Here is an 18622-nt window from a genome sequence, read left to right as displayed (position 1 = left end):
AAAAAGCAGAGAAGAATAGATCCGCCAGCCGATTTTCGCCAATAAAAAAACCAGCTCACCGAGCTGGTTTTTTGCTGTTGCCTTGCGTCCGGGTTACTTCTTGCCTTCAACCCATTTGCCATCAACGAAGAATGCGGACCAGCCGGTGGCCTTACCGTCTTTCTCTGATGAGACATACTGTTGCTTGGTTTTACGGCTGAAGCGCACCATCGTCTTGTTGCCTTCGGGATCGGCCACTGGCGCATCGGCCAGATAGCGCAATTTCTCAGGCAAACGATCTTTGAAGCGCAGCAACTCTTCCACTAACGGCGCACGGGTTTCGCGCGATTTAGGGAAGGTGTTGGCCGCCAGGAACACGCCTGCGGCCCCATCACGCAACACAAAATAGGCGTCCGATTTCTCGCACGGCAACTCTGGCAGCGGGACCGGATCCTCTTTCGGCGGCGCAACTTCACCGCTGCGCAGGATCTTACGGGTGTTCTTGCAATTTTCGTTGGTGCAGCCCATGTACTTGCCAAAGCGCCCCATTTTCAGGTGCATTTCGGAACCACATTTCTCACACTCCACGATCGGGCCGTCGTAACCTTTCAGGCGGAATTCGCCCTGCTCGATCTCGTAGCCGTCACAGGCCGGGTTGTTACCGCACACGTGCAGCTTACGCTGGTTGTCGATCAGGTAGCTGTCCATCGCGGTGCCGCACTTCTGGCAACGCTTACGGGCACGCAGGGCGTTGGTTTCTGCATCATCCCCTTCCAGGATGTTCAGCACTTCCGCTTCCGGCACCAGGTTGATGGTGGTTTTGCAGCGCTCTTTCGGCGTCAACGCATAACCGGAGCAACCAAGGAACACGCCGGTACTGGCGGTGCGGATGCCCATTTTGCGGCCACAGGTCGGGCAGTCAATGCTGGTCATCACCATCTGGTTCGGGCGCATACCGCCCTCTTCAGGGTCCTTCTCGGCGGTTTCCAACTGCTCGCTGAATTCGGCAAAGAATTCGTCCAGCACCGCTTTCCATTCCGCCTGGTTGTTGGCGACCTGGTCCAGGCCATTTTCCATGCGCGCGGTGAAGTCGTAATTCATCAGCTCACGGAAGTTTTCTTCCAGGCGGTCGGTGACGATCTCACCCATTTTTTCCGCGTAGAACCGGCGGCTCTCTACCCGCACATAGCCACGATCCTGAATGGTCGAGATGATCGAGGCGTAGGTAGATGGACGGCCAATTCCGCGTTTTTCCAACTCTTTAACCAGTGAAGCTTCACTGTAACGTGCCGGTGGCTTGGTAAAGTGCTGGCTCGGGATCAGCTTTTGCAGATCCAGCTCGCTGCCCACCTCCACAAACGGCAAGGTGCGATCTTCATCGCCCTTACGCAGCGCAGGCATCACCTTGGTCCAACCATCGAAACGCAGCGTACGGCCTTTGGCACGCAGCAGGAAGTCGTCCGCTTTCACCGTCAGCGTGGTGGAGTCGTATTGCGCTGGTGTCATCTGACAGGCGACAAACTGACGCCAGATCAGTTGATACAGTTTCTGCGCATCCGCTTCCATATCTTTCAGCTGTTCAGCCAATACGCTGACATCGGAAGGACGGATCGCTTCGTGCGCTTCCTGGGAGTTTTCTTTGCTGCTGTATTGGTTAGGCGCCTTCGGCAGGTATTTGTCGCCGAAGTTGTCACCGATATAACCACGCACCATGTTGACCGCATCCTGACTCAGGTTGGTGGAGTCGGTACGCATGTAGGTGATATGACCGGCTTCATACAGACGCTGCGCCATCATCATGGTTTTCTTCACGCCGAAACTCAGGCGGGTACTGGCAGCCTGTTGCAACGTGGAGGTGATGAACGGTGCACCCGGTTTGCTGCTGGTTGGCTTGTCTTCACGATCCAGCACCGTATAACGGGCTTTTTCCAGCAGGTTAAGCGCGGCATGGGTCTGCTCACGGTTAACCGGTTTGAACGGCTTATCGTGGGCGTGGGTCACTTCCATCTGCAGTGCGATTTCGCCTTTCGCCAGCAGATCAGCATGCAGTTCCCAGTATTCTTCGGGTACGAACGCCTTGATGTCGCGCTCACGCTCCACCACCAGCCGTACCGCAACGGACTGCACCCGGCCAGCGGACAGGCCACGGGCAATTTTTTTCCACAGCAGTGGCGACACCATGTAGCCCACCACGCGGTCCATAAAGCGACGCGCCTGCTGTGCGTTGACACGATCGATATTCAGCTCGCCTGGCGCTTGGAACGCCTGCTGGATCGCGTTTTTGGTGATTTCGTTAAACACCACGCGGCTAAAGCGCTTGTCGTCCCCACCGATCACTTCCCGCAGGTGCCAGGCGATGGCTTCCCCTTCGCGGTCAAGGTCGGTTGCGAGGTAAATGTGGTCAGCATTTTCGGCTAACGACTTTAACTCGGCGACCACTTTTTCCTTACCGGGCAAAATCTCATATTGCGCTTCCCACCCGTGGTAAGGATCGACGCCCATGCGATTGACCAGCGCGGTCTTTTCATCTTTCTTGACTTTCTTTTTGGCTTTGTCTTTGGTTTTGTCTTCGGTTGACTCAGCGCTCTTTTTGCTAGCTGAGCCACTGGTCGGCAAATCACGGATATGACCGACGCTGGACTTCACCACGTAGTCATTACCTAAATATTTATTAATAGTTTTGGCTTTTGCCGGGGACTCAACTATTACGAGAGCTTTGCCCATAATTACCTTTACCTGAATTTAATACTTCTAAAAAGAAGCCATTTGTCTCGCCGTACCGCGGCAATTCGTATCTCTTATTTATATTGCGGTACTCTGGCAAGAGATCAACCTGTTTTTTTCTAATGGTTGCCTAACTGGTCAACCTGAACGCATTTCACCAGCCTAACCTGTTCACGCCGAACCCCAGAAGCCAGGCCAGCTATGACCTGCGTTGAGCGTAAACAAATCCTTCCACCGGAAGCCGCAAAATCCCACACTCTACCTGATAACAAACGCGACGCAACTTAATTAGCGCGGAAAACTTCATTTCGCCATGGAGGGCCAAATCACTGGCCGTCCAGACGGCAATTAAACCTTAGCTGGTTTGCGGACAAACGCGAACCCGCGCTAGAATACGTTCAGAATTTTCGCTAGCAGGAGAAATAAATGCGTAACAACACTCAACCCATCGAACGAGCAGATCTGCTTACTGAAGCAAATAACATCATCCGCCAACATGAAGATTATATGCACGGCATGGTGGCCACCGACGTTGAGCAGAAAGGCAGCGTGTTGGTTTTCCGCGGCGAGTTCTTTTTAGATCCCGAGGGGCTGCCAACGGCAAAAACCACCGCCGTATTTAATATGTTTAAGCACCTGGCCCATGTGCTTTCCGAGAAATATCATCTGGTGGATTAACCATTAAAAACGGGGCCATCAGGCCCCGTGCAATCACCGGTTTACTGTCTTACAACAGCGGTTTCTCACCGCGCTGCCACCAGCGCAACAGCAGACGATCGACACTCTCTGCCGCACTGCCGGTAAAGCGATCGATCAGGCGTTTACGGCGGGCATAGCGCACCCCCACCACTTCATGGTTTTCCATCTCGGCAATCAGCAGATCGTCACTGGTGCCGACCGCGTCAACCAGCCCTTTATCTTTCGCCTGAGTGCCATACCAATGCTCACCGGTCGCGACCTCTTCGATAGCCAATGAAGGGCGTTGCTGATGAACAAACTGTTTGAACAACTCGTGGGTTTCGTTCAGATCTTCACGGAACTTCTCCCGCCCTTGTTCAGTATTCTCACCGAACAGGGTCAGGGTGCGTTTGAACTGACCCGCGGTGTGCAATTCCACATCGATATTGCTCTTTTGCAGCAAGCGATGGAAGTTGGGGATCTGCGCAACCACGCCGATAGAACCAATGATGGCGAACGGGGCTGCCACAATGCGGTCGGCCACACAGGCCATCATGTAACCGCCGCTAGCCGCGACCTTATCCACCGCCACCGTCAGGCGGATACCGCCCTTGCGCAGACGCTCCAGCTGCGACGCTGCCAGACCATAGCCGTGCACCACTCCACCTGGGCTCTCCAAACGCAGCAACACCTCGTCCTTGGCCGTAGCTACCGCCAACACTGCAGAGATCTCTTCACGCAGTGAGCTGACCTCATGGGCATCCATGCTGCCCTTGAAATCCAGCACATACAGGCAAGGTTTGACCGCCTCTACCGCACCGGCCTTGGCACGCTGTTTTTTCAGTTTGTCGTCGGCCTTGTTCTGCTTTTTGAACTGCTTGCTCCAGGCCTTCTGCTCTGCCGCCCCCATACGGGCAAGACGCATTTCCCGCTGCATTTCACGATATTGCTCACCCAGGTCGGTAAGCTGTAGTTCCCCTTTCTGCTGGCTCTTGCGCTGCCCGAGGCTTACCGCCAGCAACGCCAGCGCGGCAATAGCAATCACCACCGTGGCAACTTTGGCCAGGAAAAGGCCATAAACAGATATAAACTCCACAGATACCGCCTTTATTTACAGTTTGTTAGTTGAGCGGGCGCAGCATGCAGCGCCCCTACGTACTTTTTAGCAAATGGCACCACGGCTGTCGCGCCTAAATGAAAATTCAGATTGATGAGCATGCGGCACACCTCCGTGCTATGGGGTTGCCCGCAGCGATAACCAAGCCGCTATTGTACCGTTTTTGTTACAAAAGAATGCCGTTTCTGTAGGTTACTCATTGAAAATGCGATCCATTTCAGGCATATAACAGACATTATTCATTAAATTACTGACAAAAATTCGCAGCGGATCGCCATTGTGGTTGAGCAACCCTGCTCCTGCCAGCGATCCGCAATCCACCCAAGCTCCCAGCCATAGCGCAGGAGCCGCCAACCAGGCGCGAGGAAATATTGTGCATTACCAACCTAAGCAGGATCTGCTCGAACAACGAATTATTCTGGTCACCGGGGCGGGCGACGGCATTGGTCGTGAAGCGGCGCTGACTTATGCCCGTTACGGCGCACAGCTAGTGCTTCTTGGCCGCACGGAAAGCAAACTGCAGGCCGTCCAAGCCGAAATTGCCGCTATCTCCCGCGCCCCGACGCATATCGTTACGCTGGATTTGTTACACACCACGCCAGAGCAGTGCCAAACCCTGGCGGAAGACTTGGCCACCAAGGTGCCACGTCTGGACGGCGTATTGCAAAACGCTGGTCTGTTGGGCGACATCGCCCCAATGGCCGAGCTTTCGATGACCATGTGGAACGAAGTGATGCAGGTCAACGTGAATGCCACCTTCATGCTTACCCAGGCGCTGCTGCCGTTGCTGCTGAAATCAAATGCGGGATCGTTGGTGTTCACCAGCTCCAGCGTCGGCCGCACCGGCCGTGCTGGCTGGGGGGCCTATGCCGTTTCCAAGTTTGCTACCGAAGGGATGATGCAGGTATTGGCCGATGAGTATAAAAACCGTAACTTGCGGGTAAATTGCATCAATCCTGGCGGAACTCGCACTAAAATGCGTGCATCTGCATTCCCGCAGGAAGACAAAAACAAGCTGAAAACACCGGCCGATATCATGCCGTTGTATCTGTATTTGATGGGCGATGACAGCCGCCGTAAAACCGGCATGAGCTTCGATGCTCAGCCCAACCGTAAACCCGGCGCTGCCGAATAAGGAAGCTTTTAATATGGCTGAAGATCGTCACCAACAACGCCAGCAACGGCTGAAAGAACAGGTGGATGCCCGCATTGCCGCCGCGCAGGAAACCCGCGGTCTGTTGCTGGTCTTTACCGGCAATGGCAAAGGCAAGACCACTGCCGCCTTTGGCACCGTCACCCGCGCTGTCGGCCACGGGATGAAGGCCGGAGTGATCCAGTTTATCAAAGGCCAATGGCCCAACGGTGAGAAAAACCTGCTGCAACAGCACGGCGTGGAGTTTCAGGTAATGGCAACCGGCTTTACCTGGGAAACCCAGGATAGGGAAAGCGATACCGCCGCCTGTCAGGCCGTCTGGCAACACGGTAAACGAATGCTGGCCGACAGCAGCCTGGATCTAGTGCTGATGGACGAGTTGACCTATATGGTCACCTACGGCTATTTAGAGCTGTCAGAGGTGCTGGAAGCCCTTGAGCAGCGTCCTGCACACCAGACGGTGATTATCACCGGGCGTGGCTGTCATCGCGATTTACTGGAGCTGGCGGATACCGTGACGGAGATGAGGCCGGTGAAACACGCGTTTGAAGCGGGGATCAAGGCTCAGCAGGGAATTGACTGGTAAATGAATAATCCGTGGCCAAGCCAGAAGGCAAGGCCACGGTGATAAATTTAGCTACGCTTGGAAGACTTGGCCGGTTTACCCGGTTTGCTGCTACCTGGAGTACCACGACGGCTGCCGGGAGCAACCTGGCTGTGACGTTTTACCGCACGGCGGATCTGGTTGGCCTTCACACGGCGGCGATCGCGTTCCACCGGCAGTTTGCTGACAGTTTCCGGTTGCAGTTCCACCAGCTCACGCAGATAGTTGATCGCCTTCAGATCCAGCTCGGTATAGCCGCCACGAGGCAGGCCTTTTGGCAGATCGATATCGCCGTAACGCACGCGGATCAAGCGGCTTACCTGCACGCCTACGGCTTCCCACAGGCGACGCACCTCACGGTTACGGCCTTCGGTCAGCGTGACGTTGTACCACTGGTTGATCCCTTCACCACCCTGGAAGGTGATGGTGCGGAATGCCGCTGGGCCATCTTCCAGTTGGACACCTTTGCTCAGTTGCTTGAGCTTTTCGTCGTCGATCTGGCCGAACACGCGCACGGCGTATTCGCGTTCAACTTCGCGGCTTGGGTGCATCAGGCGGTTAGCCAGTTCACCGTCAGTGGTAAACAGCAGCAAGCCTGAGGTATTCACGTCCAAACGCCCTACCGCTACCCAGCGAGAGCCGCGTAGCTTTGGCAGGCGGTCGAAGACCGTTGGGCGACCTTCTGGATCGCTACGGGTGCAGAGTTCGCCTTCCGGCTTGTAATAAGCCAGCACGCGGCAAACCGCTTCTTCGGATTCTTTGATCGAGACAACGTGACCGTCCAGACGAATTTTCATCCCAGCGACCACTTCAACGCGGTCGCCCAGTTTGGCGATCTTGCCGTCGACGCTGATGCGACCTGCCTCAATCATGGTTTCTATTTCACGACGCGAGCCATGGCCAGCATTCGCTAATACTTTCTGTAACTTTTCGCTCATTGAGCAACCTCTAATGTCGCCTTCACAGGCGTCGGGGGGACTTTGCCGCCACTCTCAGCAAGGAGAGACGGCCGCAAAGATTAGCACTTGGTCAAAACCAACCGCTTATTATACAGGCTTTATCCCTCCTTGGCACTGACTTCGTCCGGCAGTTTAGCGGAAAGGCGCTGGATCGCCCGCCCCTTCACGGATCACTTCCGGGGAGGATTCGGTCAGGTCGATAACCGTGGTTGGCTGCTGGCCCAGGAAACCGCCGTGGATCACCAGATCCACCTGCTTGCCAAGGTGTTCGCTGATCTCTTCCGGATCGGATTCGGCAAAGTCATTGCCTGGCAGCATCAGCGTGGTCGACATCATTGGCTCATTGAGCACTTCCAGCAATGCCAGAGCAATCGGGTTGGACGGCACACGCAGGCCGATGGTTTTACGCTTGTCATTCATCAGGCGGCGAGGGACTTCTTTGGTCGCTTTCAGGATGAAGGTGTAATTGCCCGGCGTATTGTTCTTAATCAGGCGAAACGACGAATTGTCCACATAGGCATAGGTCGACAGCTCGGACAGATCGCGGCACATCAGCGTAAAGTTGTGGTTGCCGTCCAACTGGCGAATACGGCAGATACGCTCCAAGGCCGTCTTCTCTTCAAGTTTGCAGCCCAGCGCGTAGCCAGAGTCTGTTGGATAGACGATCACGCCGCCCTTGCGCAGCACCTCTACGGCCTGATTGACCAGGCGCGGTTGCGGGTTGTCCGGGTGAATATAAAATAGCTGGCTCATCTCTAACTCCTGAAAATGATGCACGCGCAAAACAACGCCCGCGTTAAATCAATCTACTAAGTTCTGTTGGGGCTGTGGCCAATCGCGCCAAACCGGTTCAACACCGCCGGGTAACCACAGTTTGCGCCCCAACTCAATCCACGAACAGGGCTGATGGAAATCCGAACCCTGAGACGCCAATAATTGATAGTCCTGCGCATATTTAGCCAACACCGTACGCTCATGGGGGGCTTGCTGACACTGCGCCACCTCCATCGCATCACCGCCGTGTTCGGCAAAATAGGCCAGCAGGCGTTTCAGCCATTTTGCCGTCAGATCGTAACGGCCCGGATGCGCCATCACCGCTTGGCCACCGGATTGATGAATGACATCAATGGCTTGTTCTATTGTACACCACTGTGGCGGAACATAGCCGATTTTCCCTTTGGCGAGATACTTCTTGAACACCTGCGCCATATTGTCGGCCACGCCCTGCTGCACCAGAAAACGGGCAAAATGCCCTCTGGTAACCGCCCCATCCCCCGCCAGCAGTTGTGCTCCGGCATAGGTATCGGGAATGCGCGCTTTCGCTAACCGAACGCCGATTTCTTGCGCCCGCAGATTACGGCGCTCGGTTTGTTCGACCAGCAGCTTTAACAGCGCCGGATGGGTGATATCGAGCCCCAGCCCAACAATGTGGATCTCATGGTTTTCCCATAGCGTAGAAATCTCCACGCCGTTAACCAACTGCAAGGGCAAGGCAAGATCGGCTATCGCGGCCGCAGCCTCTGCCAATCCATTAGTGGTGTCGTGATCGGTAATAGCCAGCACACCTACGCGCATCTCAACGGCTCGCTGCACCAGTTGAGTCGGCGTTAAGTAACCGTCCGAAGCGGTGGTGTGGCTGTGGAGATCGTACAGGGTAAAAGCGGAGGATTGTGGGCTGCTGTCTGTCAAAAGGGATATCCTGCGATGGCTTGGCTTTCTATCATACCCGCTATGGTTGGCCGGACGGAAATCTATTCTGCCGATGGCGCTCCCATCAGATTAACAATTTCATGCTAGCCGCTAACATATTGTGCAAAAAGAGAGTTGACATTGCCCCTTTGTTCCAGTTAACTAGTACACAAGTTCACGGCAATAACCGTGTTGGATGAAAATACAGAGAGCAACATGATGACTAAGCACACTTCTCTTCTTCGCTGGTGGCGTACTTCCCAATCAAGGGTCGAGTAATCACGCATACCTGTCATCTGACACTGCAGATTCCCTAGGCCCGCTCATTACAGCGGGCTTTTTTATGGACAAGATTTGACTGGAACTACCGAAGATGAACATCAAACCACAGCTCACACTACTCACGGCACAGGCCGGTTACCGCAGCGATCCGACGGCGATTTTTCATCAGCTGTGCGGCGCGCGCCCTGCCACCCTGTTGCTGGACTCGGCGGAAATCAACAGCAAGCAAAACCTGAAAAGCCTGCTGATTGTCGACAGTGCCCTGCGCATTACCGCCTTGGGCCGTAAGGTCAGCCTTCAGGCGTTGACCGCCAACGGCGCAGCCCTGCTGCCACTGTTGGATGAAGCCTTGCCTGCCGACGTTCAAATCCAGGCTCGCCCTAATGGCCGTGAGCTGACCTTCCCGGCAATTGATACGGTACAAGACGAAGATGCCCGCCTGCGTTCATTGTCGGTGTTTGATGCATTGCGCACGATGCTGACGCTGGTCGATGCGCCAGCCGATGAACGTGAAGCGATGTTGCTCGGCGGCCTGTTCGCCTATGACCTGGTGGCCGGGTTTGAAGACCTACCGGAGCTGCGCCAAGACCAACGTTGCCCAGACTTCTGTTTCTATCTGGCGGAAACGCTGCTGGTGCTGGATCACCAACGCGGTGTGGCCCGTTTGCAAGCCAGCGTATTTACCGGTGACCACGCTGAAACTCAGCGTTTGCAGCAGCGTCTCCAACAGCTTCAGGTGCAATTGCAACAAACTCCGATCGCCATTCCTCATCAGAAACTGGAAGACATGCAGCTAAGCTGCAATCAGAGCGATGAAGAGTACGGCGCGGTGGTCAGCCAGTTGCAGCAGGCGATCCGCCACGGTGAAATTTTCCAGGTAGTTCCTTCTCGTCGCTTCTCTCTGCCTTGCCCTAACCCGCTGGCGGCTTACCAGACGCTGAAGGAAAACAATCCAAGCCCTTACATGTTCTTTATGCAGGACGACGAGTTCACGCTGTTCGGCGCCTCGCCGGAAAGCGCGCTGAAATATGAAGCCACCAGCCGCCAAATTGAAATCTACCCGATCGCCGGTACTCGTCCTCGCGGACGCCGCGCCGACGGTTCGCTGGATCTGGATCTCGACAGCCGCATCGAGCTGGAAATGCGTACCGACCATAAAGAGCTGGCGGAACACCTGATGCTGGTCGACCTGGCCCGCAACGATCTTGCCCGCATCTGTGAAGCTGGCAGCCGCTATGTTGCCGACCTGACCAAGGTAGACCGTTACTCATTCGTGATGCACCTGGTCTCCCGCGTGGTCGGCAAGCTGCGTGGCGATCTCGACGTGCTGCATGCCTATCAGGCCTGTATGAATATGGGCACGCTGAGCGGCGCGCCGAAAGTACGCGCCATGCAGCTGATTGCCGCCTCTGAAGGCACCCGTCGTGGCAGCTACGGCGGCGCAGTGGGCTACTTTACCGCTCACGGCGATCTCGATACCTGTATTGTCATTCGTTCCGCGTATGTTGAGGACGGTGTTGCCACCGTGCAGGCCGGTGCCGGTGTGGTGCTGGACTCCGTTCCGCAGGCAGAAGCCGATGAAACCCGTAACAAGGCACGTGCCGTGCTGCGTGCCATCGCCAGCGCGCACCAGGCCAAGGAGATTTTCTAATGGCCGATATCTTACTGCTCGACAACGTCGACTCCTTTACTTACAACCTGGTCGATCAACTGCGTGCCAGCGGTCATCAGGTAGTCATTTACCGTAACCAGATTGCCGCCGAGATCATCATCGCTCGCCTGCAACAGATGGAGCAGCCTATTTTAATGCTGTCCCCAGGCCCTGGTACTCCAGCCGACGCTGGTTGTATGCCAGAGCTGTTGCAACGCCTGCGCGGCCAGATGCCAATCATCGGGATCTGTCTCGGCCATCAGGCAATTGTGGAAGCCTATGGCGGCCACGTTGGCCAGGCCGGTGAGATCTTGCACGGCAAGGCTTCTTCCATTACTCACGATAACCAGGGGATGTTTGCCGGTATGGCCAACCCGCTGCCGGTCGCCCGCTATCATTCGCTGGTCGGCAGCAATATCCCTGAAGGGCTGACCGTCAATGCTCGCTTCGGCGACATGGTGATGGCAGTGCGTCACGATGAACACCGCGTATGTGGTTTCCAATTCCATCCAGAATCCATTCTGACCACCCAAGGCGCGCGTTTGCTTGAGCAGACGTTGGCCTGGGCGCTGGCGAAATAATCAAGGGGAACCGACTATGCAACCTATTCTTGAAAAACTGTATCGCTCTGAGTCGATGAGCCAGGAAGAAAGCCAGCAGCTGTTCAGCTCTATCGTGCGCGGTGAGCTGGAACCTAGCCAACTGGCGGCGGCCTTGATCAGCATGAAGATCCGCGGTGAGCACCCGGAAGAAATCGCCGGAGCAGCCAAGGCGCTCTTGGCCGATGCTCTACCGTTCCCCCGCCCGGACTATGCCTTCGCAGATATCGTCGGCACCGGCGGTGACGGCACCAACAGTATCAATATTTCCACGGCCAGCGCCTTTGTCGCCGCAGCCTGTGGGGTAAAGGTGGCCAAGCACGGCAACCGCAGCGTCTCCAGCCGTTCCGGTTCATCCGATCTGTTGGCCGCCTTCGGGATCCGTCTGGATCTGCCTGCGGAAGAATCCCGCAAGGCTTTGGATGAACTAGGCGTATGTTTCCTGTTTGCACCGCAGTATCACACCGGTTTTCGCCATGCGATGCCGGTACGCCAACAGCTGAAGACCCGCACGGTGTTCAACGTCCTCGGGCCGTTGATTAACCCGGCTCGCCCACCGTTGGCGTTGATTGGGGTCTACAGCCCGGAGCTGGTGCTGCCAATCGCCCAAACCCTGCGCGTATTGGGTTATCAACGCGCCGCCGTCGTACACGGTGGCGGTATGGATGAAGTGGCGATCCACACCACCACTCACGTAGCCGAGCTGAATGACGGCGAAATTGAAAGTTATCAGCTGACGCCTAAATCTTTTGGGTTGGAAAGCCATCCGCTGGGCTCCCTGCTGGGTGGGTCGCCGGAAGAAAACCGTGACATTCTGGCAAGGTTGTTACAAGGTAAAGGTGAGCCAGCGCACGCCGCGGCGGTCGCCGCCAACGTCGCACTGTTGCTGAAACTATTCGGACAGGAAGACCTGCGCCAGAACGCACAGCAGGCATTGGAAATGATCCACAGTGGGCAGGCTTACCAGCGTGTCACTGCTTTGGCAGCAAGAGGATAAATGATGCAGGAAACCGTGCTCAACAAGATTGTTCGTGACAAGGCGCAGTGGGTCGCGGCACGTAAGCAACAACAGCCATTAGCCAGCTTTCAAAACGACATCGTGCCAAGCGAGCGTAGCTTTTATCATGCGCTACAAGGCGCCAGAACGGCATTTATTCTCGAGTGCAAAAAAGCCTCTCCTTCCAAGGGGCTGATCCGCGAGAATTTTGACCCGGTGGAAATTGCCTCGGTGTATAAGGACTTCGCCTCGGCGATCTCGGTGCTGACCGATGAACAATACTTCCAGGGCAGCTTCGATTTTCTGCCGCTGGTGAGTAAAACCGTGACCCAGCCGGTGCTGTGTAAGGACTTTATGATCGATCCTTACCAAATCTATCTGGCACGTCACTACCAGGCCGACGCCATTCTGTTGATGCTGTCGGTGCTCGATGACGAACAGTACCGCCAACTTGCCGCGGTGGCACACAGCCTGAATATGGGCGTGCTGACCGAGGTGATAAGCGAAGAAGAATTACAGCGTGCAGTACAGCTGGAAGCCAAAGTGATTGGCATCAACAACCGCGATCTGCGCGATCTGTCTATCGATCTGGATCGCACCCGCACCCTGGCTCCTAAAGTGCCACATGGCGTAACGGTGATCAGCGAGTCCGGCATCAATAACTATCGCCAGATCCGTGAACTCAGCCGCTATGCCAACGGTTTTCTGATCGGCAGCGCGTTGATGTCGGAAACCAACCTGCGCAGCGCGGTACGCCGCGTGATCCTCGGTGACAACAAAGTCTGTGGCCTGACCCGGCCGCAAGATGCCGCCGCCGCTTATCAGGCAGGTGCCAACTACGGCGGTCTGATCTTCGTTGGCCGTTCCCCGCGTAACGTGGACATTGCCCGCGCCAGGGAAGTGATCGCTGGAGCGCCGTTGAAATACGTGGGCGTTTTCTGTGATGCGCCGATCGCTACGGTAGCGCAAACTGCCGAGCGCCTTGGTCTGCATGCGGTGCAACTGCACGGCGCGGAAGACCAGGCTTATATCACCGCCCTGCGCGCCGAGCTGCCAGCCACCTGTCAGATCTGGAAAGCCTTGAGCGTGAAAGACAGCCTGCCCGCTCGCGAGCTGCAACAGGTCGATCGTTATCTGCTGGATAACGGCGCTGGCGGTACCGGGGTTCGCTTTGACTGGTCGGTGTTGCAGGGCCAAACGCTGGACAACGTGATGCTGGCTGGCGGCCTGAGTGCAGACAACTGCGTAGATGCGGCCCAACTGGGCTGTGCGGGCCTTGATTTCAACTCTGGCGTAGAGAGCCAACCCGGCATCAAAGATGCCGAGCGTCTGGCGGCGGTGTTCCAAACCCTGCGCGCCTACTGATTGCGAACCTCATTTAACGGATAATAACGGGAAAAATAATGACGCTGCTTAACCCTTACTTCGGCGAATTTGGCGGTCAGTACGTGCCGCAAATTTTGATGCCAGCCTTGAAACAACTGGAAGAAGCCTTCGTCAGCGCCCAGCGTGACCCTGAGTTCCAGGCAGAGTTTATCGATCTGCTAAAAAACTATGCGGGCCGCCCAACGGCACTGACGCTGTGCAAAAACCTGACTGCCGGTAGCAAAACCAAACTCTACCTGAAGCGTGAAGATCTGCTGCACGGCGGTGCCCATAAGACCAACCAGGTATTGGGCCAGGCGCTGCTTGCCAAACGCATGGGCAAAACCGAGATCATCGCGGAAACCGGCGCTGGCCAACACGGTGTAGCCTCTGCACTGGCCTGCGCCCTGCTCGGTCTGAAATGCCGTATCTACATGGGTGCCAAGGACATTGAACGCCAGTCACCTAACGTATTCCGTATGCGCCTGATGGGGGCTGAAGTGATCCCGGTGCACAGCGGTTCTTCCACGCTGAAAGATGCCTGTAACGAAGCCCTGCGCGACTGGTCTGGCTCTTACGATAAGGCCCACTACATGCTGGGCACTGCCGCAGGCCCACACCCGTTCCCGACCATCGTACGTGAATTCCAACGCATGATCGGTGAAGAAACCAAAGCTCAGGTGCTGGAACGTGAAGGCCGTCTGCCGGATGCCGTATTGGCCTGCGTTGGCGGTGGTTCCAACGCCATCGGTATGTTTGCCGACTTTATTGATGATGCCAGCGTTGGGCTGATCGGCGTTGAACCCGCCGGTCTGGGGATCGAAACCGGCCAGCATGGTGCGCCGCTGAAACATGGCAAGGTGGGGATCTACTTCGGTATGAAATCACCGATGATGCAAACCTCTGAAGGCCAGATCGAGGAGTCTTACTCGATTTCCGCCGGTTTGGACTTCCCTTCCGTTGGCCCGCAGCACGCCTATCTGAACAGCATCGGCCGCGCAGAATACGTGTCGATCACCGATGATGAAGCGCTGGAGGCTTTCAAAGCGCTTTCCCGCCACGAAGGGATTATCCCGGCGTTGGAGTCTTCCCATGCCCTCGCACACGCGCTGAAAATGATCCGTGAAGAGCCGCAGAAAGAACAGATCCTGGTGGTTAACCTGTCCGGCCGCGGCGACAAAGACATATTTACCGTTCACGACATTCTGAAAGCACGGGGAGAAATCTGATGGAACGTTATCAGCAACTGTTCAAACGGTTGGAAAATAATAAAGAAGGCGCCTTCGTGCCGTTTGTCACCCTCGGCGACCCAAACCCGACGCTATCGTTACAGATTATCGATACGCTGGTGGAGAACGGTGCTGATGCCTTGGAGTTGGGGATCCCCTTCTCGGATCCGTTGGCCGATGGCCCAACCATTCAAAGTGCAGCACTGCGTGCTTTCGCTTCTGGCGTTACGCCAACGCACTGTTTTGAAATGCTGGCGGCAATCCGCCAGAAGCACCCTGATATTCCGATTGGCCTGCTGATGTACGCCAACCTGGTGTTCCACGGCGGCATTGACGCATTTTATCAGCGCTGTGCGCAGGCCGGTGTAGATTCAGTGTTGATCGCGGACGTGCCTTTTGAGGAGTCCGCGCCTTTCCGCGCGGCAGCAACTCGCCACGGCATCGCGCCAATCTATATCTGCCCACCAAATGCGGATGAGGATTTACTGCGCGAAATCTCGTCCCACGGCCGGGGTTACACTTACCTGCTGTCACGCGCCGGAGTAACAGGCACGGAAAGCCGGGCGCAGTTACCGCTGCACCACCTAGTCAATAAGCTGCGCGAGTATCATGCGGCGCCACCGCTGCAAGGCTTTGGCATCTCTGAACCCTCACAGGTCAAGGATGCGTTGCAAGCCGGGGCCGCCGGGGCAATCTCCGGTTCGGCTATTGTTAAAATCATCGAACAGAATCTGGCTCAACCGGCAGAAATGTTGGCAAAGCTAGGCAAGTTTGTACGTGAAATGAAAGCCGCTACCCGCGTTTAATCTCGCCCCTTAATCACCGGATATTGCAAAGGTATCCGGTGATAACACTTTGTTTACCCTCAGTCTTGCTACAGATATTTTTTGCAAACAGTTTGAACAAACCAGCATCCTGCCCCACAATCATACTTACCGCTATTTATTCGGTGGTTCAGTGCATACGTTCCCGTTAGCTGATTGAAATCAGCCTGTAGTTTCAACAATAACATTTGCAAGGAGAGTCACTTATGAAGCTATTTAAAACCCTTTCAGCGCTGTGCATGGCGGCAATTTTGGCTATGGCAGTTTCTGCCTGCGCTCCAACGGCAAAATCTGAAGGGACTGGCGGCTATATCGACGATACGGTCATCACTACCAAGGTGAAGTCAGCTCTGCTGGCGGATAAAACCATCAAATCAACCGAAATCAGCGTCGAGACCTTTAAAGGCAAGGTTCAGTTAAGCGGTTTCGTCAGCTCTAGCGCCGATGCCAATCGCGCCGTTCAGGTGACTCGCGGCGTGGCAGGGGTTAAATCTGTCGAAAATGATATGCGCATTAAATAACTAAAGAGGGAGGCGCCGAACAGCGCCTCCTTATTGCGGCGTAGCTTAGAAGCGGTAGCCCGCACCAAACATAAACACAAATGGGTCCAGCCGCGTATCAATGCTCTGACTTGGGCCACCAGCAACATCAAATCGGGTCTTGGTTTCGATATTCATCCACCAGACCGACATGTTCAGCATCCAGTGCTCATCCAGGTTGTAATCCATCCCCGCCTGGGCAGCAACACCCCAAGAATCTTTCAGATCCAGGTTGCTTAAACCCGCGCTTTTACCGTAGTCGTTGAACTTCTCATCGAAGAACGTGGTGTAGTTTACGCCAACACCCAGATAAGGGCGTAGTTTGTCCTGCTTGTCACCAAAGTAGTACTGTGCCATCAGCGTTGGCGGCAGTTGGTGAACTGTTGCAATATCCTGACCCGCCAAGGTAACTTTATGACGGAATGGGGTAGCTGCCAGCAGTTCAACACCGATATTGTCGGTCACCATATAACCGAACGTCAGGCCGAGCTGAGTGTTGTTTTTAGCATCGAGCGTCCCCAGCCCTAAGACGTTATCCGAGCCCGCATTCGGACGAACTGTTGCAGTCCCTGCACGGAACAGGAAATCACCCGCTTGATGCGCGCTTGCTACCATAGGAGCCATCAGAGCCCCTAACACCACCAGAGTTGTCTTTTTCATTATCCATTCCATTTGTGTGGTTTACAGTCCCGATGAATATACCTATTAACAGGTATTTATGATCCCATCGAGATCACATCTTAAGTGTAAAAATTTAAATTCCCACCAAAAACAAAGCCACCTAAGGTGTTAATAAATCGATAATTGATCTGAATCAATAAATGAGATTTATTGCAAAATATATGCATGTTTACATTTCTGTTACCAAAAAAAGTTGCTAAAAAAAATGCCTCTGCGTAATTTCATCATTCCTGTTGGTTTTGGTTGGGCCGGTAAGGAGTCGGTGGCAATCAAGATGAGCGAAATTGAAAATCCCTGCACCAGCTGCGGCGCCTGCTGCGGTTATTTCCGAGTTTCATTCTATTGGGCCGAAGCGGAAGATGGCGGCGGCTTGGTACCTATATCCTTAACAGAACCCTTGAGCCCCTTTCTGCGCTGTATGCAGGGAACCAACAGCAAGTCCCCACGCTGTACCTCGCTGGTGGGTGAGATTGGTCAGGCGGTATCCTGTTCGATCTACTCCAGCCGCCCTAGCCCCTGCCGCGAATTCGATCAATCCGGGGAAAACGGCCTGCGCAATGAAGCCTGCGATCGGGCGCGTGAGCGCTACGGCCTGCCGCCCTTGCCGGTTCCCCTGCCTTTATCAATGTCAGAGACCATAATCGCCCAAGAAATCAGCACAGTGCCATTCGCGGGGTGCCACAGCGGCGCGGAACAAGGTACAATCGTCCACTGATTTAACTACGTTCCCGACGCCAAGGAGTCTGCATGCCAAGCATGCCAATTACGGCCAACACGTTGTACCGTGACAGTTTTAACTTTTTCCGTAATCAGGTTGCCAGCATTGTGCTGTTGGCACTGCTGACCGCATTCATTTCTGTGCTGCTTAATCAGGCGTTTAGCCCCGATATCGAGCAGTTGAAGATCCTGACCGCGACGGAAAGTGATTTGGCCTCCAACGCCGGTGCCGGCATGGGGATCCAGGAAATCATTCAGCAAATGACGCCTGAACAGCAGATGGTGCTGTTGAAAGTGTCCGCCGCCGCCACGATTTCCGCTTTAGTGGGTAACGTGCTGCTGGTAGGGGGCATGTTGACGCTGATCCGCCTGGTTTCTGAAGGCCAGCGTACCAGTGCGCTGCGGGCTATCGGGATATCTGCCCCGCTGTTGCCGCGTTTACTGTTGCTGCTGTTTGTCTGCACCTTGCTGACCCAGCTGGGCCTGACGCTGTTCGTCGTGCCCGGTGTGATCATGGCGATCTCGTTCTCGTTGGCCCCGGTGATTTCCGTGGCCGATGGGAAAGGCATGTTTGCCTCACTGAAACTGAGCTGCAAGCTGGCCTTTGCCAACGCGCGGGTGATCGTTCCGGCGATGATGCTATGGTTGGCGGCCAAACTGCTGGTGCTGTTTATGGTCAGCCACTTGTCGGTGTTGACGCCACACGTAGCCAGCATAGTTCTGACAGCATTGAGCAACCTGGTTTCTGCCCTGCTGCTGATTTATTTGTTCCGTCTGTATATGTTACTGCGTGACACGGCGCCCGCTTCTGGCGTTTCATTAGATAAAAGATAAA

The 18622-nt window shown here is 55.2% G+C and carries 18 protein-coding genes and 1 other annotated feature; of the genes, 12 read left to right on the top strand and 6 right to left on the bottom strand.

Annotated elements, in window-relative coordinates:
• Positions 1-93: 93 nt before the first annotated feature.
• The gene (gene topA / locus ACX9GU_RS12480; RefSeq protein ID WP_021181262.1) at positions 94-2703 is read right to left on the bottom strand and encodes a type I DNA topoisomerase; all 2610 of its coding nucleotides are present in this window, start codon (positions 2701-2703) and stop codon (positions 94-96) included.
• A 426-nt stretch (positions 2704-3129) separates the two neighbouring features.
• Here topA and ACX9GU_RS12475 point away from each other — a divergent pair, with 426 nt between their 5' ends.
• Entirely contained in the window at positions 3130-3381 is a 252-nt protein-coding gene (locus ACX9GU_RS12475) for a YciN family protein (protein ID WP_021181261.1), read from the top strand.
• Positions 3382-3430: 49 nt separating this feature from the next.
• On the opposite strand, the gene sohB is transcribed toward ACX9GU_RS12475, so the two are convergent.
• Positions 3431-4477 carry a protease SohB gene (gene sohB, locus ACX9GU_RS12470; protein WP_021806573.1) on the bottom strand — a complete coding sequence of 349 codons (1047 nt, stop codon included), beginning with the start codon at positions 4475-4477 and terminating at the stop codon, positions 3431-3433.
• A 394-nt stretch (positions 4478-4871) separates the two neighbouring features.
• Here sohB and ACX9GU_RS12465 point away from each other — a divergent pair, with 394 nt between their 5' ends.
• Together ACX9GU_RS12465 and cobO are read left to right on the top strand one after the other, a co-directional pair.
• A complete protein-coding gene (locus ACX9GU_RS12465) occupies positions 4872-5633 on the top strand; it encodes a YciK family oxidoreductase (RefSeq protein WP_473195170.1) in 762 nt (253 codons plus the stop codon).
• 13 nt (positions 5634-5646) lie between these two features.
• The gene (gene cobO / locus ACX9GU_RS12460) at positions 5647-6237 is read left to right on the top strand and encodes a cob(I)yrinic acid a,c-diamide adenosyltransferase (protein ID WP_021806577.1); all 591 of its coding nucleotides are present in this window, start codon (positions 5647-5649) and stop codon (positions 6235-6237) included.
• A 47-nt stretch (positions 6238-6284) separates the two neighbouring features.
• Here cobO and rluB read toward each other — a convergent pair whose 3' ends face one another.
• From rluB to rnm, 3 genes are all read right to left on the bottom strand, one after another.
• A complete protein-coding gene (rluB, locus tag ACX9GU_RS12455) occupies positions 6285-7193 on the bottom strand; it encodes a 23S rRNA pseudouridine(2605) synthase RluB (protein WP_473194939.1) in 909 nt (302 codons plus the stop codon).
• Between the two features lie 153 nt (positions 7194-7346).
• Positions 7347-7967 carry an L-threonylcarbamoyladenylate synthase gene (locus tag ACX9GU_RS12450; protein WP_021181255.1) on the bottom strand — a complete coding sequence of 207 codons (621 nt, stop codon included), beginning with the start codon at positions 7965-7967 and terminating at the stop codon, positions 7347-7349.
• A gap of 48 nt (positions 7968-8015) precedes the next feature.
• Entirely contained in the window at positions 8016-8903 is an 888-nt protein-coding gene (gene rnm / locus ACX9GU_RS12445; RefSeq protein ID WP_473194938.1) for an RNase RNM, read from the bottom strand.
• Between the two features lie 240 nt (positions 8904-9143).
• Positions 9144-9248 (top strand) — a sequence feature (Trp leader region).
• A 28-nt stretch (positions 9249-9276) separates the two neighbouring features.
• Between rnm and ACX9GU_RS12440 the strand changes: the two genes are divergently transcribed.
• The 7 genes from ACX9GU_RS12440 (at position 9277) to ACX9GU_RS12410 (ending at position 16371) form a co-directional block, all read left to right on the top strand.
• On the top strand, positions 9277-10836 hold the full coding sequence (locus ACX9GU_RS12440; RefSeq protein WP_473194937.1) for an anthranilate synthase component 1: 1560 nt from the start codon (positions 9277-9279) through the stop codon (positions 10834-10836).
• On the top strand, positions 10836-11417 hold the full coding sequence (locus tag ACX9GU_RS12435) for a glutamine amidotransferase-related protein (protein ID WP_021806581.1): 582 nt from the start codon (positions 10836-10838) through the stop codon (positions 11415-11417). The genes ACX9GU_RS12440 and ACX9GU_RS12435 overlap by 1 nt, the downstream gene beginning before the upstream one ends.
• Positions 11418-11433: 16 nt before the next feature.
• Positions 11434-12432, top strand: a complete 999-nt coding sequence (gene trpD / locus ACX9GU_RS12430) for an anthranilate phosphoribosyltransferase (protein ID WP_473194936.1) — start codon at positions 11434-11436, stop codon at positions 12430-12432.
• 3 nt (positions 12433-12435) lie between these two features.
• Positions 12436-13797: a bifunctional indole-3-glycerol-phosphate synthase TrpC/phosphoribosylanthranilate isomerase TrpF gene (trpCF, locus tag ACX9GU_RS12425; RefSeq protein ID WP_473195169.1), complete on the top strand. Its 1362-nt coding sequence runs from the start codon at positions 12436-12438 to the stop codon at positions 13795-13797.
• 38 nt (positions 13798-13835) lie between these two features.
• The gene (gene trpB / locus ACX9GU_RS12420) at positions 13836-15026 is read left to right on the top strand and encodes a tryptophan synthase subunit beta (RefSeq protein ID WP_021181249.1); all 1191 of its coding nucleotides are present in this window, start codon (positions 13836-13838) and stop codon (positions 15024-15026) included.
• Positions 15026-15832, top strand: coding sequence for a tryptophan synthase subunit alpha (trpA, locus tag ACX9GU_RS12415; protein WP_021806584.1), 807 nt, complete (start codon positions 15026-15028; stop codon positions 15830-15832). The genes trpB and trpA overlap by 1 nt, the downstream gene beginning before the upstream one ends.
• 224 nt (positions 15833-16056) lie before the next feature.
• Positions 16057-16371: a BON domain-containing protein gene (locus ACX9GU_RS12410; protein WP_021806585.1), complete on the top strand. Its 315-nt coding sequence runs from the start codon at positions 16057-16059 to the stop codon at positions 16369-16371.
• A 45-nt stretch (positions 16372-16416) separates the two neighbouring features.
• Here the strand turns inward: ACX9GU_RS12410 and ompW are convergent, their stop codons facing one another.
• Entirely contained in the window at positions 16417-17049 is a 633-nt protein-coding gene (gene ompW / locus ACX9GU_RS12405; protein ID WP_024486833.1) for an outer membrane protein OmpW, read from the bottom strand.
• Between the two features lie 295 nt (positions 17050-17344).
• On the opposite strand from ompW, the gene ACX9GU_RS12400 reads away from it, so the two are divergent.
• Both ACX9GU_RS12400 and ACX9GU_RS12395 read left to right on the top strand, forming a co-directional pair.
• Positions 17345-17785, top strand: a complete 441-nt coding sequence (locus tag ACX9GU_RS12400) for a YkgJ family cysteine cluster protein (protein WP_473195168.1) — start codon at positions 17345-17347, stop codon at positions 17783-17785.
• Positions 17786-17826: 41 nt separating this feature from the next.
• Positions 17827-18621, top strand: a complete 795-nt coding sequence (locus ACX9GU_RS12395; RefSeq protein WP_024529248.1) for a YciC family protein — start codon at positions 17827-17829, stop codon at positions 18619-18621.
• Position 18622 lies beyond the last annotated feature (1 nt).

The organism is Serratia sp. K1WW1, assembly GCF_055790865.1.
Note: the sequence above shows the minus strand (reverse complement) of the source record. Positions and strands in the feature narration are given on the sequence as shown.